Genomic DNA, 13843 nt, shown 5'->3' on the forward strand with positions numbered 1-13843 from the left:
CCGTGAAATGAAGAAAAAGGAACAGGGATTCATCGCCCTGTTCCTTTTTTAATCTTGAAAAACATCACTTGATAAGTATCGTTCGCCTGTATCTGCTGTCATACAGATCACAATTTGATCTGCCGGCAATTGTTTGGCTGTTTCAATGGCTGCATAGCAAGCCGCCCCAGAGGATGGGCCTACTAAAATTCCTTCAAGCTTAGCGAGCTGCCGTGTGATGTGATAAGCATCTTCGTCACTTACTTGCACGATGTCATCATAGACGTGTTCGTTTAAAATATGGGGGATAAACCCTGGGCTTGTGCCAACAAGTTTATGCTTCCCAGGTTTCCCGCCAGATAAGACAGGGGAACCCTTAGGCTCTGCCACACGGATGGTTAAATGAGGGAATGCTTTTTTTAATTCCTCTCCAGTTCCTGTAATAGTACCGCCTGTTCCAGCTGTTGCGACAAAGGCTCCAAGTGGCTGTCCAAGTTGTTTCACAGCTTCCATAATTTCGACTGCTGTTGTTCCTCTATGTGCATCTGGGTTCGCTCTATTGTCAAACTGCATGGGAATAAAGCTATGAGGAATTTGAGCAGCCAGTTCCTCAGCCTTGCGGATGCAGCCTGGCATTTTTTCTTCTCCTGGGGTTAAGACGACCTGCGCCCCGTATGCCTTCAAAATATTGATTCTTTCCTTTGTCATCGTATCAGGCATGACAAGGATGGCTTTGTAGCCTCTTGCGGCGGCATTCATGGCTAAACCAATCCCTGTATTCCCGCTTGTAGGCTCAATAATGGTTGCTCCTTTTGTGAGTTTCCCTTGTTTTTCTGCTTCGACGATCATATTGTAAGCCGCGCGGTCTTTTACACTTCCGCTGGGATTAAATGATTCCAGCTTTAAGTAAACAGCCGCCGCATTTTCTGGCTGGAGCCGCTGTAATTTGACAAGCGGTGTATCGCCAATCAGCTCAGCTATATTTTGTGCAACTTTCATCAGATGACACCCTTTCTTCTCATTCCGCATTTCTTTAGTTATACTATCATCAATGGGGATTCGTAAAGTTTGTTAAAAAAGGACAGGTGATATTGTGTCAGAAAACCGTCATTATTTTATAGGGATTCACATCCCTGAACAACTTGCGCATCAAATCAAACAAGACATTGATCAAAGGAGCGGACTGTTCTTTCAAAAATGGACAGCACCACATGATTATCATGTGACCCTTGTCTTTTTAGGCGCCATTCCAGAAGAACGTTTAAAAAAGATCATCCAGCTGCTTGACATCCTTTCAGATGAAGCGTCTGCATTTTCACTAGAGCTGAATGAGGTAGGGCAGTTTGGTGCGAAGGAACGCCCAAGAGTCTTTTTTGCAAAGCCTCATGAAAGTGAGCCGCTCATGCATGTAAGAGAAAAGGTAAAGGAAGCCGTCTTGTCAGCAGGACACCCTGTTGAAAAGAGACCGTTTCATCCGCATATGACGATTGCGCGCAAATGGAATGCGGATGACCCTTATGAAAAGCAAGCACCTTTACGCAAAGAGCCATATGTGATGGAGGTTTCTCGTATCACTTTATTTGAAATACGTCCGAAGGAAACCCCTCGTTATCACGCAATCAAACAATTTACACTACATAAATGATTCTAGAAGTTGGAGTGAGCAGCAGATGGCGCAAATTATCAAAATTCAAGATTATATATCACGATATGAACAAGACCCGCATCACTATATCAATCAATTCAATCGGTTGAAAAAACAAAGATGGGACGAGTTAAAAAAGGCTTCAAAAGAGGAGGCGCAGCAACCGGTTGACCAAATTCCTCAACAAGCGCCTGAACAAGAGGAAGAAAAGAGAAAGAAATTCTCCTTAAAGAGAAAGCAAAAAGAAGCCGATATGAAAAAGGAACGGGACCTGAGTCTTTTTAACGAGCCGACAGATATAGAGCAAGGGGTTTTCAGAAACGTCCCTACCGATGAAACGAAGCTGATTCACTTTTTTAAGGATCATCTCTTTGAAGTGCAATTAAAATGGGCGAGTTCGACGATATCACATATTTCAACCGTTTCCCATCATATTCGGTATGATGAAAAGCTGCGGATGCTTGCAAGGCAGCTTCCGGATTCTTATTTTGTGATGTACAAGCCCGTGCTGCTCATTCAAAAAGCTGAGATGGAATTATGTCCGATACTCATCACGCCGCTCGAAGTGATCTGTTTATCCTTCTTAGAGGCCGAACCAGACAGCGTCTATATTGGAACAAAGGAACGTTTTTGGGAAAAACGGGCGACTGGGAAAGCTGTTCAGTCCGTCTTGAATCCTTGTGCAATCCTTTTGCGTTCTGGCACCGTCGTGTCAAAGATCTTACAGCAAAGTGGTGTAGACCTTCCTGTGAAAAAAATCCTCATCAGCCGAACCTCTTATATTGATTTACCTGAAGTTCCATATGGGATGGAGGTTATCGATAAGAAGAAGGCAGAAGAGTGGTTTGAAAAGCAGCGGAAAAATACGGCGCCGACAAAGCATCAGCAATTTAAGGCGACAAAGGCATTGCTTGCTTATGGTGAATCAGACAGCAAAAGAAGACAGGAATGGCTCGATTAAAGGCATGATGGAAGGTCACGAAAAATGAGACCTGAGTGGAGCTAATATATGAATGAATGGTACTTTATCGTTAATCCAGAAGCAGGACATGGAAAAGGACTCCGCACATGGAGGAGCATAGAGAAAGAATTACAAAAGGTGGAGGTCTCTTATCGATCATTTCTCACCCAGCATGAAGGCCATGCAGAAGTTTTGGCAAGACAAATCAGTGCCATGCAGGATGACAGGCTGAAGCGCTTGATTGTTATTGGCGGTGACGGCACCATTCATGAAGTACTGAATGGCTTAAAGGAAATCGATCATGTGCAGCTTAGTTTTGTCCCTGCTGGTCATTGGAATGATGCTGCCAAGGGTCTCGGCATCCATCGTCATGATGTCCTAAAAGAAGTGAGAAAGCAAAAGAGAATGCTCACCAAAACATTTTCTCTCGGCTCCTTTCAAGATCATGCCGAAAGTCCGCAATCTGTTCTCTTTCTCAATCATATCGGTGCGGGGTTTGACGCACATGTACTGAGGAGAACGGTGCATTTTAGAGGGAAAAAGTGGCTGAAACGGCTGGGGCTTGGCTTTATCATCTATCCGCTGTCATTTCTCCATTCTTTATGGTCGTTTAAGCCGTTTGATCTTGCGTTATTTATTGAAAATGAGAAGAAAGTCTTTCGCCAAGTGTGGTTTGTGATCGTCTGCAATCACCCGTATTACGGGGGAGGGCTGGAAGCGGCACCGGAAGTGAGTGCGAGGCAGCCAGGTTTTCAAACGATGGTTGTCACAGATTTGAATCCATTCAAAGTCCTCTTGTTTCTAAGCGCGATGGTGTTCCGAAAGCATCTTGGGATGAAGGGAGTTACCCTGTTTCAGCATGAGGAAGCGTTTTTAGAAGCAGATGAAAAAATCTTATTTCACGCAGATGGAGAAGTGATTGGCGCAACGCCTGTCTTTGTAAAGTCAAGTGAACGATCCTTAAAATTACGTGCTTAAATAACTTGCGGTATATCCTTAGTCAAAGAACCGTGAAAAAAGCCTTCTTTTTCGTAAGGTTCTTGTCCTGATTTTTTAGTTTTGCTTGACGAGTATAAGAAGGTAACGATAAAATCTATAGGACGGCTATTGTTTAGCATCTCATTCTCAATAGCTGTCCTTTTTGTTTTTATGATCATATAAATAAAAAAAGAAACAGCCAATTGATCCTCAATCGGCTGAATTTTGTCGACTAAAAAAGCAAGATTTAAAATATTTTAAGAAATGATGGGTTGAAAATTGATATGAACTGGTTGGGACAAATATTAGGTAGCGAATGGCACATCTCTCCAGCTGGAGGCGCTACGGGAGATGCGTACTTCGCAACACACAATGACCAAAAGCTATTTTTAAAACGCAATACGTCACCGTTTCTTGCGGTTTTGTCAGCTGAAGGCATTGTGCCGAAGCTTGTCTGGACAAAACGGATGGAAAATGGAGATGTGATTACTGCACAGCACTGGCTGAGCGGCAGAGAGCTGAAGCCAAAGGACATGAATGATCGTCCTGTAGCAGAGCAGCTAAGAAAAATTCATACATCAAAAGAATTGCTCGATATGCTGAAACGATTAGAGAAGCACTCTCTAGACCCAGAATCCATTCTGATGCATCTGAAACAGTCCATATTAAACGAGCAAATTGATTCACAAGACATTTCGCGTGCCATCCAGTATTTAGAGAAGCATGTGGAGGCTGTCCATTTTGAGGACAAGGTCGTCTGTCATTGCGATCTCAATCATAATAATTGGCTGCTGACAGATGAAAACCAGCTCTATTTAATTGATTGGGATGGGGCGATGATTGCAGACCCAGCGATTGATCTTGGACCGCTTTTATACCATTATGTTGAGGAAGAAAACTGGGAAAGCTGGCTCTCTATGTACGGCGCCCCGCTGACGGACAATTTGCGAAAGCGCATGGCGTGGTACGTGCTCGCTGAAACCGTATCGTTTGTCGTTTGGCATAAACGAAAAGGGAATGAAAAGGCGCAAAAAGAAGTGCAAGCGGAGCTAAATGCACTTTTAAAACGGTTAAACATTCATTAAGACAGTGGAATGTTTTCGACCCACTCGGACAGATGTGATTGATGCTCCTCGATATGTGCATCAATTGAACTGACAGAGGTGCCCTTTTGGCTGTAATCATAAATATCTGTTAATAGCTGACGAATGTCGGCATCCAGATCTTCTTTTGCCAGCATTAATTGAATCACGCGTCCCACCTGTTCATATTCTGCAACAGTCCCGCAGCAATCCAGCTGGTGATCGGTTAATATATCTTTGATTAATTGAAGCTGATGTTGACGGTTTAAACCCATACGAATGCTCCTTTCCTGCGTGTCATTTATGAGGTTAAACTGTGCATTCAGCGTCCAATTTATACATGTGGCAGACCAGCTCAAGCGAAGGGCTGGTCTTTTTATATGGACATAGAAGATGCTGTCTTGCGGGTCTTTATGTTTCATGGTATCTTGATAAAATGTATAGAAAATAGAGGTGTATCAAATTGAGAATGCGACATAAACCATGGGCGGATGATTACTTAGCTGAGAATGCTCATATTGCTTTAGCAAGTCCCGAGCAATATAAAGGGAAATGGCATGAGCTATTTGGAAATGATCATCCAATCCATATCGAAGTTGGGACAGGAAAAGGGAGCTTTATTGCTGGAATGGGCAAACTTCATCCTGATATCAACTATATTGGCATTGAATTATTTAAAAGTGTTATTGTGACGGCAGTAGATAAAATCAAAGAGACAGATGTTGAAAATGTAAAGCTTTTGAACATTAATGCTGAGACGCTGACAGATGTGTTTGCGGAAAATGAGATTGACCGGGTGTATTTGAATTTCTCTGATCCGTGGCCAAAAGCAAGACACGAAAAGCGCAGATTGACGTTTAAAACCTTTTTAGAGCGATATGAACATATTCTCCGTCCAGGCGGTGAGTTACATTTCAAAACAGATAACCGCGGGTTATTTGAATATTCCTTAAAAAGTTTTTCTGCATATGGCCTTCTTTTAACGTATGTCAGCCTAGATTTACATGAGGACGGCTTAGAAGGAAACGTGATGACTGAATATGAAGAGAAATTCTCGTCTATGGGACAACCGATCTATCGATCAGAAGTCAAATTCCCAGAATAACAAGTGACATCAAGCTGGCTGCAAAGAAAAATGGCAGTCAGCTTTTCTTATGAAAAGATTGGTGCATGCGATTTTTGGCTGTATTTGCTACGATAGAAAAAGGAGGGATGACAGCAATGGAGACAATGAAAATAGGTGAAATGGAACTGTTTTGGTTAAACGGGGGAGATACGCACATGGACGGCGGAGCGATGTTCGGTGTCGTGCCAAAGCCATTATGGTCAAAAAAATACCCGGTAAATGACCGCAATCAAATTGAATTACGGTGTGATCCAATTCTCATTCGGTGGAAGGGTCTTCATCTGTTAGTGGATTCCGGCATCGGATCAGGGAAGCTGACAGATAAACAAAAACGCAATTATGGCGTGACAGAGGAAACCAAATTGGAAGAATCTCTAGCGGCGCTTGGTCTGCGCCCATCAAATATTGATTACGTATTAATGACACATCTGCACTTTGATCATGCCAGCGGATTAACAAAACGTGAAGGCGATAAGCTCGTGTCTGTTTTTCAGCACGCAAAAATCATCACATCGAAAATCGAATGGGATGAAATGAGAGCGCCAAACATTCGCTCAAGAAATACATATTGGAAAGAAAACTGGGAACCTGTGGCAGATCAAGTCGTGACATTCGAAGAAAGCATCGAAGTGACAGAAGGAATCGAGCTGCATCATACAGGCGGACACAGCAATGGTCATAGTATTTTAACGCTCACAAGTGAGGGCGAAACAGCGATTCATTTAGCTGATATCATGCCAACACACGCTCATAAAAATCCACTCTGGGTTCTGGCATATGATGATTACCCAATGACTTCGATTCCAGCCAAGCAAAAGTGGCAGGCATTTGCTGAAGAAAAAAATGCGTGGTACTTGTTTTATCATGATGCCATTTATCGTGCTGTAAAATGGGACGAAGATGGGCAGATTACACACGAAATCAAAAGAGAAACAGGAAGATAAAAGATCATCTGTATGTTTTTTTCGCCTTTCACACAAAATAACGACAAAATGAACTTGTGAAAGGAAGAGTGCAGGTGAACCAATTTTATCGTGTACATGGTGATGTGATCGAAACACCATTAAGAGGGATGGAAGTCATGTCAGTCCCTTATTTAAACAAAGGGGTTGCATTTACAAAGGAAGAGCGGGAGGAGCTCGGGTTAAAGGGATTTCTTCCGCCTAAGGTCTTAACCTTAGAGGATCAGGCAAAGCGTGCATATGAGCAGTTCAGGGCACAGCCTGATGAGCTAGGGAAAAATGTGTATTTAACATCACTTCATGATAGAAACGAAGTGCTTTTTTACAAATTACTTAATGAGCACTTGGCGGAAATGCTTCCGATTGTCTACACGCCGACTGTAGGAACGGCTATTCAGCGTTATAGCCATGAGTATCGAAAGCCGAGAGGGCTCTATTTATCGATTGATGATCTGGAAGGCATGGAAGAGATTTTTGCTTCTTATGGTGTCGATGAATCAATCGACTTAATCGTTGCAACTGATGCAGAAGGCATTTTAGGCATTGGAGACTGGGGCGTTGGCGGGATTGCCATTTCAGTCGGGAAACTTGCTGTTTATACAGCTGCAGCAGGCATTGATCCCAGCCGCGTTCTGGCAGTAGTGCTTGATGCCGGCACGAACCAGGAAAGTCTCTTGAATGATCCGCTTTATGTTGGAAATCAGCACTCCCGCGTTCGAGGAGAGCGCTATGATCAGTTCATTGATCAATATGTCGAGCTTGCCCGTGCTACTTTCCCAAATGCACTCCTTCACTGGGAAGACTTTGGCACAAAGAATGCCCGTGCGATATTGGAAAAATATAAGGACCGTATTTGTACATTTAACGATGACATTCAAGGGACTGGCGCCGTTTCACTTGCTGCAGTTATGGCATGTGCAAAGGCTTCGAAAGTTCCGCTGAAAGATCACCGTATCGTCATTTTTGGAGCGGGTACGGCAGGTATTGGCATAGCCGAGCAAATCCGTGATGCAATCGTCAGAGACGGAGTCAAAGAAGAGGAGTCCTACGATCATTTCTGGTGTATTGATAAAACGGGGCTGCTCACAGATGATTCACCTGACATTCAGCCATTTCAAAAGCCGTATGCAAGACGTTCTGACGAAGTAAAGGAGTATGCCCGTAATGGTCCAAAGCATTCGATTGATCTATTAGAGGTCGTCAAGCAGGCGAAACCAACGATCTTAATTGGCACCTCGACTGTCGGAGGCGCTTTTACAGAGGAAATTGTAAAAGAAATGGCGTCACACGTGGAGCGCCCTGCGATTTTACCGATGTCGAATCCGACACCTCTTTCAGAAGCAAAGCCGCAAGATCTGATCGAGTGGACTGAAGGACGTGCCCTTGTGACAACAGGAAGTCCATTTGATCCTGTCGAATATGGCGGCGTCACTTATGAAATTGGACAAGCGAATAATGCCCTTGTCTTCCCAGGCCTTGGTCTAGGCACAATTGTGTCAAAAGCACGCCTCATGACAGACAGTATGTTTGTTGCGAGTGCTGAAGCCATTGCAAGCATGGTCAATGTTGGGAAGCCGGGTGCAGCGATGCTGCCAAGTGTCGATCAGCTTCGAACCGTTTCAGCGACAGTGGCCGTCCGTGTGGCGCAGGCAGCAATTGATGAAGGAATAGCAGAAGAAACGCCTGATGATCTTATTCAGGCTGTGCAGGACGCTATGTGGCATCCTGTGTACAAAAAAATCAAAGCCATATAAAAAAAGCTTCGCAAGGACACGTCTTTGCGAAGCTTTCTTGATCAAGCAACAGAATCAATTACATCCACGATCATGCCAGTTTTGGCATCAATCATCACTTCATACTGTTCAAGCTCGCCAAAGGCAGAGCGGGTAATGCCAGATTTGTATACATCAATCGTTTCGCCATTTACGGTATACGGTTCTGGTACAGTATAAATCCAAGAGCCATCAATCGGGCCGCGCTGTTTAAAAGCAGATTTCACAATTTTTAATGCTTTTTCAGACGAGATATACGTAGGGAAAAATACTTTCTTTGCAACAATTGCAGCGGCTACGCCAATACTCGCACCAATCAGAACATGTTTTAACTTCAACGTGCTGCACCTCCGTATTGCTGTTTTTTCCATTATACAAAACTTGTCCAACGATGTTAAGGAATCCGAATACTTGAAAGCATATTCAAAATTTCTGGAGAGATACTTGGAAAACCGAAAGAATTCTTATAGTATAAAGTGAGTGTTAATTTTATAGGAATATATATGGTCATTACATAGAAACGAGGTAAACTGTAGAATGAACGAAGAAACATTGTCGCTTTTCCGAAATTTAACAGAATTACAGGGAACTCCAGGAAATGAGCACCATGTGCGTGCTTTTATGAAAAAGGAACTTGAGAAATATTCTGATGAACTCATTCAAGACCGTCTTGGCGGAGTGTTTGGCGTACGCAAGGGGCAGGAAAACGCACCGAAAATTATGGTAGCGGGTCATATGGATGAAGTCGGATTCATGGTCTCATCCATTACAAAAAACGGGATGATTCGTTTTCAAACACTTGGCGGCTGGTGGAGTCAAGTCATGCTGGCGCAGCGTGTGGACGTCCATACCGATCACGGGCCAATTCCTGGTGTCGTCTCTAGTACACCTCCTCACCTTCTGACGCCAGAACAAAAAAGCAAACCTGTGAAGCCGTCAGATATGCTTATTGATATTGGTGCAGACAGTGAAGAAGAGGCAAAAGAGCTTGGCGTTCGTCCAGGACAGCAAATCGTTCCTGCAACGGTTTTTACCCCAATGGCGAATCCAAAAAAGATTTTAGCGAAGGCTTGGGATAACCGCTATGGCTGCGGCCTTGCAATTGAATTATTAAAAGAATTAAAAGACGAAACACTTTCATGTCAGCTGTACTCAGGAGCAACTGTTCAAGAGGAAGTAGGGCTTAGAGGGGCTGAGGTAGCTGCGAATATGATTCAGCCAGATCTTTTCTTCGCTTTAGATGCGAGTCCTGCAAACGATGTGACAGGTGACAAAACACAGTTCGGCCAGCTTGGAAAAGGTGCACTTCTGCGTATTTTTGATCGGACAATGATTACGCACCGCGGAATGAGAGACTTTGTGCTTGATACTGCTGAGACAAACAACATTCCATATCAATATTTCGTATCACCGGGTGGTACGGACGCTGGACGTGTTCATATTTCAAACCAAGGTGTGCCTTCTGCTGTCATTGGGGTTTGCGCACGCTACATTCATACAAGTCATTCTGTTTTGCATGTGGATGATTACGCAGCGGCTAAAGAGTTAATTGTCCGCCTTGTCAAAAATTGTGATCAAAGTACAGTGGATACTATTTACCAACAAGTATAAATAGAATAGAAAAAGGCTGCTTCTTCAATGAGAGCAGCTTCAGCGTGTAGACAAACCCTCGCATTCGTTGTCAGTCCTGCGTGCCGGTGCTCACGAATGTACAATTCGCTCCGCTCCGGTACTCGTCCTTCCTAGACTGCAAAGGTTTTCTATCACGCTGAAAAGAAGACAAAGGGCTAAAATAAACATCATTTTAGCCCTTCGTCAACAATCTGAGGCTGCTTCTTCAATGAGAGCAGCCTTTTTTCTTATTGCTGTTCAAACACATAAGATAACGCCTTGATCGCTTGGTTTACGGTTTCCACAGTGATATTTGCTTTGTTTGAGAGTTCTTTTAATGGATGGTGCAGCTCTTTTGGACGGATTAAAATAAGAGGTTTACCTTTTGCAATCGCAGTAGATGCATCCATGGCTGTGTTCCACTGCTTATATTTCTCACCAAAGCGCGCAATGACGACATCTGCTTTGTTTAATAAAATTTCAGTACGAAAATTGTTCAAATCAGAAGCTGCATCATCTTTGAAAATGGCATTCGGCTGCTCACCTAAAATATCCTCACCGATGTTATCTGAGCGGTCATGATTTTCCATTGGACCGACAAATGTCACTGGCAGCTTCAAAGATTGGCTTTTCTCCTTGATTTCATCACGCCACTGGCTATGAATTTCTCCAGCTAAATAGACAGTTAATTGCATAACGATCTCCTCCTTTTGTACAAACTTAGTAAAGGTTTGTCCTGTTTCTTTTCATGTTACACAAGAAGTGCTTGATAAAGCAAAAAAAATATGATTATGATATTCATGGTAGAGACTATTTTTCATCGCAAGAATACTACATATAATGGGAAGGACAGGCCTCTTCGTCTTTCCTATGAGAAAGCAGGAAGACGACGTTGATGACTTATTTAAAAAGAAAGGGGATCTCCCTTTCGCCAAAGGTGTATTTCATTGATGCACTTTCTTATATGGCTTTAGGTCTATTTGCTACATTAGTGGTAGGTCTGATTTTAAAAACAGCAGGCGGTCTGTTATCACTTCCACTCATCATTAAAATGGGAACCCTCGCCATGGGGCTCATGGGACCGGCGATCGGTGTAGCGGTTGCGTACCGTTTACATGCATCTCCTTTGATCATTTTTGCAAGTGTTGTCTCAGGCGCTGCAGGAGCAGAGCTTGGGGGGCCTGCTGGAAGCTTTGCCGCAGCATTAATTGGTGTGGAACTTGGCAAGCTGGTCAGTGGTGAGACAAGAATTGATATTATTTTAACGCCGCTTGTCACCATTATCACTGGCTTTTTCACCGCTGCTCTAATCGGACCTGGGATTGAAGCCATGATGACAGGGCTCGGCAGGCTCATCATGTGGGGGACAGATCAAAGCCCGCTGATCATGGGCATGCTGGTAGCGACCATTGTTGGACTTGCTCTCAGTTCTCCGATCTCAAGTGCTGCACTTGCGCTTATGCTTGACTTAAGCGGGACAGCTGCTGGTGCTGCAACGATTGGCTGCTGTGCTCAAATGGTCGGCTTTGCCGCTGCAGGCTTTAGAGAAAATCGTTTTGGCGGTCTTGCGGCTGTCGGCATTGGGACGTCAAAATTGCAGCTTTCGAACATTGTGAAAAATCCCCTCATCCTGATTCCGCCGACGGTTGCTGGTCTGATTCTCGCGCCAATTGGTATTATTGGCTTTGGGATGGTCAATAATGCGGCAGGAGCGGGAATGGGAACGAGCGGCCTTGTTGGACAGCTCATGACGCTGACCGTCATGGGGTTTCATCCATCTGTATTTCTGGCGATCGCTCTCTTGCATATCGTTGGCCCGGCAGTGATTAGTTTGGTAGTATCAGAATGGATGAGAAAGAAAGGCTATATACAATTCGGAGATTTAACCATACAAACTGGAGGAATGAAACATGAAAAAAATTGAATCAAACGAAGAATTACAAAAAGTGATTCAAGAAGACTTAACGGTATTGCTATTTTCAGCTGACTGGTGCCCGGACTGCACATTTATTGAGCCATTCTTGCCAGAGCTTGAAGCAAACTACCCAGAATTTGAGTACTTCTATGTCGATAGAGACAAGTTCATTGACACTTGTGCAGAGTGGGAAATTTACGGTATTCCAAGCTTTTTAGTCTTTAAAAACGGACAAGAGATTAACCGCTTTGTCAGCAAAGATCGTAAGACAAAGGAAGAGATTGAAGCATTTTTAACAGATTCTCTTTCTAAATAACGAAAGGAGAGTCTAAAACGATGGCAAAAATGACATCAAGGCAGCTTGCGAATGAACTCAAAAGCCGTCTGACGAACGACAGCTGGTCACACCAGTTTGACCGGGAAAAAGATACGCTTCGTATTGAAGATAAACAAACAGGCAAAGGCATCACACTAGAGCTCCCGCCAATTATTGCAAAGTGGGAAGTAAAGCCTGATGAAACCATCGATGAGATCGTTTATTATGTGAAAGAAGCGCTGAGTGCCATGAAAGGCGAAGCGCAGCACATTTCAGGAAAAGAAAAGCAGATCTATCCAGTCATTCGTTCCACTTCCTTTCCTGAGGCATCCAGTGATGGGATTCCGCTCGTGTTTGATGAGCATACAGCAGAAACGAGAATCTACTATGCACTTGATCTTGGAAGCACCTACCGATTAATTGATGTAAAGATGCTTCAAAAGGAAAACTGGACAAAAGAGCGAATCAGAGAAACCGCCAGCTTCAACGTCCGTTCGCTTAAAACTGTAGTGAAAATGGATGAAGTGGCAGGCAACCGGTTTTATTTCTTCCGTGCAAATGACGGGTATGACGCCAGCAGACTTTTAAATGAGTCGTTATTACAAGAATACGCGCAAAAAATAGAAGGGCAGATGGCGATTTCTGTTCCCCATCAAGATGTATTCATCATTGCAGATGTTCGCAATGATTCAGGCTATGATATTTTAGGACAGATGTCGATGAGCTTCTTCGCCAGCGGTACGGTTCCGATTACCGCATTGTCATTTTTATATGATGAGGGTAAGCTTGAACCGATCTTTATACTTGCAAAAAGCAGACCAAAACAGCAGTAGAAGGGAATTTTGAAGAATGAACGTTTTTTATAATGCAGAAGGTGTAGGCGACACACTCCTTATCTCATTGAAAGATGTAACGAGAGAAGAAGTAGGTCATGAGACGTTTGGAGATGTTGTACGAATCTTCAATCAAGAAACAAAAGAAACAACAGGCTTTAATATCTTCAATGCATCCACTTACATGAAAATTGAAGAAAACGGATCTGTTCCGCTTTCTGAAACCATTGTTCAAGATATCAATGAAATTTTAAACCGTAACGGTGTCAGTGAAACGTTGACTGTGGATCTATCACCAAAATTTGTTGTCGGTTATGTAAAGGAAAAAGAAAAGCATCCGAATGCAGATAAATTAAACATTTGCCAAGTTGATGTGGGCGATGAAACCTTACAAATCGTGTGCGGTGCACCAAACGTTGACCAAGGCCAATATGTCGTGGTTGCGAAGGTCGGTGCAGTGATGCCAAGCGGTATGGTCATCAAAGATGCTGAGCTAAGAGGCGTTCCATCAAGCGGCATGATCTGTTCAGCGAAAGAGTTAGATCTTCCAGACGCACCTGCTGAAAAAGGGATTCTTGTTTTAGATGGAAGCCATCAAGCTGGTGAACCCTTTAAAGCGTAACCTCCCATAAACGGGCACATAGAAGCGAAGAATGTGTTAAA

The 13843-nt window shown here is 43.5% G+C and carries 16 protein-coding genes; 12 read left to right on the forward strand and 4 right to left on the reverse strand.

Annotated features, from left to right (window positions below):
- Positions 1–48: 48 nt before the first annotated feature.
- Entirely contained in the window at positions 49–978 is a 930-nt protein-coding gene (cysK, locus tag AAZR19_RS03670; protein ID WP_041107304.1) for a cysteine synthase A, read from the reverse strand.
- A 94-nt stretch (positions 979–1072) separates the two neighbouring features.
- Here cysK and thpR point away from each other — a divergent pair, with 94 nt between their 5' ends.
- The 4 genes from thpR (at position 1073) to AAZR19_RS03690 (ending at position 4648) form a co-directional block, all read left to right on the forward strand.
- The gene (gene thpR / locus AAZR19_RS03675) at positions 1073–1624 is read left to right on the forward strand and encodes an RNA 2',3'-cyclic phosphodiesterase (RefSeq protein ID WP_434702340.1); all 552 of its coding nucleotides are present in this window, start codon (positions 1073–1075) and stop codon (positions 1622–1624) included.
- Between the two features lie 25 nt (positions 1625–1649).
- Positions 1650–2585 (forward strand): hypothetical protein, encoded by a 936-nt coding sequence (locus tag AAZR19_RS03680; RefSeq protein WP_434702342.1) that lies wholly within the window; start codon positions 1650–1652, stop codon positions 2583–2585.
- A gap of 48 nt (positions 2586–2633) precedes the next feature.
- Complete coding sequence (locus AAZR19_RS03685) at positions 2634–3563, forward strand: YegS/Rv2252/BmrU family lipid kinase (RefSeq protein WP_075622006.1); 930 nt, start codon at positions 2634–2636, stop codon at positions 3561–3563.
- Between the two features lie 284 nt (positions 3564–3847).
- A complete protein-coding gene (locus AAZR19_RS03690; RefSeq protein ID WP_024424868.1) occupies positions 3848–4648 on the forward strand; it encodes a phosphotransferase family protein in 801 nt (266 codons plus the stop codon).
- On the opposite strand, the gene AAZR19_RS03695 is transcribed toward AAZR19_RS03690, so the two are convergent.
- On the reverse strand, positions 4645–4920 hold the full coding sequence (locus AAZR19_RS03695) for a YtzH-like family protein (RefSeq protein WP_024424867.1): 276 nt from the start codon (positions 4918–4920) through the stop codon (positions 4645–4647). The genes AAZR19_RS03690 and AAZR19_RS03695 overlap by 4 nt on opposite strands.
- 188 nt (positions 4921–5108) lie before the next feature.
- Here AAZR19_RS03695 and trmB point away from each other — a divergent pair, with 188 nt between their 5' ends.
- The 3 genes from trmB (at position 5109) to AAZR19_RS03710 (ending at position 8487) form a co-directional block, all read left to right on the forward strand.
- A complete protein-coding gene (trmB, locus tag AAZR19_RS03700; protein ID WP_024424866.1) occupies positions 5109–5750 on the forward strand; it encodes a tRNA (guanosine(46)-N7)-methyltransferase TrmB in 642 nt (213 codons plus the stop codon).
- Between the two features lie 116 nt (positions 5751–5866).
- Complete coding sequence (locus tag AAZR19_RS03705; protein WP_226015470.1) at positions 5867–6715, forward strand: YtnP family quorum-quenching lactonase; 849 nt, start codon at positions 5867–5869, stop codon at positions 6713–6715.
- A gap of 74 nt (positions 6716–6789) precedes the next feature.
- The gene (locus AAZR19_RS03710) at positions 6790–8487 is read left to right on the forward strand and encodes an NAD-dependent malic enzyme (RefSeq protein WP_434702346.1); all 1698 of its coding nucleotides are present in this window, start codon (positions 6790–6792) and stop codon (positions 8485–8487) included.
- Between the two features lie 41 nt (positions 8488–8528).
- Here the strand turns inward: AAZR19_RS03710 and AAZR19_RS03715 are convergent, their stop codons facing one another.
- Positions 8529–8843 (reverse strand): PepSY domain-containing protein, encoded by a 315-nt coding sequence (locus AAZR19_RS03715; protein WP_003217759.1) that lies wholly within the window; start codon positions 8841–8843, stop codon positions 8529–8531.
- A 199-nt stretch (positions 8844–9042) separates the two neighbouring features.
- On the opposite strand from AAZR19_RS03715, the gene AAZR19_RS03720 reads away from it, so the two are divergent.
- Positions 9043–10116 (forward strand): M42 family metallopeptidase, encoded by a 1074-nt coding sequence (locus tag AAZR19_RS03720; protein ID WP_024426183.1) that lies wholly within the window; start codon positions 9043–9045, stop codon positions 10114–10116.
- A 248-nt stretch (positions 10117–10364) separates the two neighbouring features.
- On the opposite strand, the gene AAZR19_RS03725 is transcribed toward AAZR19_RS03720, so the two are convergent.
- Positions 10365–10811 (reverse strand): YtoQ family protein, encoded by a 447-nt coding sequence (locus AAZR19_RS03725; protein WP_434702349.1) that lies wholly within the window; start codon positions 10809–10811, stop codon positions 10365–10367.
- Positions 10812–11011: 200 nt separating this feature from the next.
- Here AAZR19_RS03725 and AAZR19_RS03730 point away from each other — a divergent pair, with 200 nt between their 5' ends.
- The 4 genes from AAZR19_RS03730 to ytpR are packed head-to-tail and all read left to right on the forward strand — an operon-like array spanning position 11012 to position 13802.
- Entirely contained in the window at positions 11012–12040 is a 1029-nt protein-coding gene (locus tag AAZR19_RS03730) for a PTS transporter subunit IIC (protein WP_041107289.1), read from the forward strand.
- Positions 12027–12347 carry a thioredoxin family protein gene (locus AAZR19_RS03735; RefSeq protein ID WP_024424860.1) on the forward strand — a complete coding sequence of 107 codons (321 nt, stop codon included), beginning with the start codon at positions 12027–12029 and terminating at the stop codon, positions 12345–12347. The genes AAZR19_RS03730 and AAZR19_RS03735 overlap by 14 nt, the downstream gene beginning before the upstream one ends.
- A gap of 20 nt (positions 12348–12367) precedes the next feature.
- Positions 12368–13180, forward strand: coding sequence for a DUF1444 domain-containing protein (locus AAZR19_RS03740; RefSeq protein ID WP_434702352.1), 813 nt, complete (start codon positions 12368–12370; stop codon positions 13178–13180).
- Positions 13181–13196: 16 nt separating this feature from the next.
- Complete coding sequence (gene ytpR, locus AAZR19_RS03745; protein ID WP_024424858.1) at positions 13197–13802, forward strand: YtpR family tRNA-binding protein; 606 nt, start codon at positions 13197–13199, stop codon at positions 13800–13802.
- Positions 13803–13843: the final 41 nt, after the last annotated feature.

It is taken from the genome of Bacillus sp. Je.9.29.b, from assembly GCF_051129925.1.
Lineage (GTDB): Bacteria > Bacillota > Bacilli > Bacillales > Bacillaceae > Bacillus > Bacillus safensis.

Bases quoted from the DNA above. Each gene is read 5' to 3' on its own strand.
- cysK (WP_041107304.1), bottom strand. From the start codon at position 978: ATGAAAGTTGCACAAAATATAGCTGAGCTGATTGGCGATACACCGCTT.
- AAZR19_RS03680 (WP_434702342.1), top strand. From the start codon at position 1,650: ATGGCGCAAATTATCAAAATTCAAGATTATATATCACGATATGAACAA.
- AAZR19_RS03685 (WP_075622006.1), top strand. From the start codon at position 2,634: ATGAATGAATGGTACTTTATCGTTAATCCAGAAGCAGGACATGGAAAA.
- AAZR19_RS03690 (WP_024424868.1), top strand. From the start codon at position 3,848: ATGAACTGGTTGGGACAAATATTAGGTAGCGAATGGCACATCTCTCCA.
- AAZR19_RS03695 (WP_024424867.1), bottom strand. From the start codon at position 4,920: ATGGGTTTAAACCGTCAACATCAGCTTCAATTAATCAAAGATATATTA.
- AAZR19_RS03705 (WP_226015470.1), top strand. From the start codon at position 5,867: ATGGAGACAATGAAAATAGGTGAAATGGAACTGTTTTGGTTAAACGGG.
- AAZR19_RS03720 (WP_024426183.1), top strand. From the start codon at position 9,043: ATGAACGAAGAAACATTGTCGCTTTTCCGAAATTTAACAGAATTACAG.
- AAZR19_RS03725 (WP_434702349.1), bottom strand. From the start codon at position 10,811: ATGCAATTAACTGTCTATTTAGCTGGAGAAATTCATAGCCAGTGGCGT.
- AAZR19_RS03730 (WP_041107289.1), top strand. From the start codon at position 11,012: ATGACTTATTTAAAAAGAAAGGGGATCTCCCTTTCGCCAAAGGTGTAT.
- AAZR19_RS03735 (WP_024424860.1), top strand. From the start codon at position 12,027: ATGAAAAAAATTGAATCAAACGAAGAATTACAAAAAGTGATTCAAGAA.
- AAZR19_RS03740 (WP_434702352.1), top strand. From the start codon at position 12,368: ATGGCAAAAATGACATCAAGGCAGCTTGCGAATGAACTCAAAAGCCGT.
- ytpR (WP_024424858.1), top strand. From the start codon at position 13,197: ATGAACGTTTTTTATAATGCAGAAGGTGTAGGCGACACACTCCTTATC.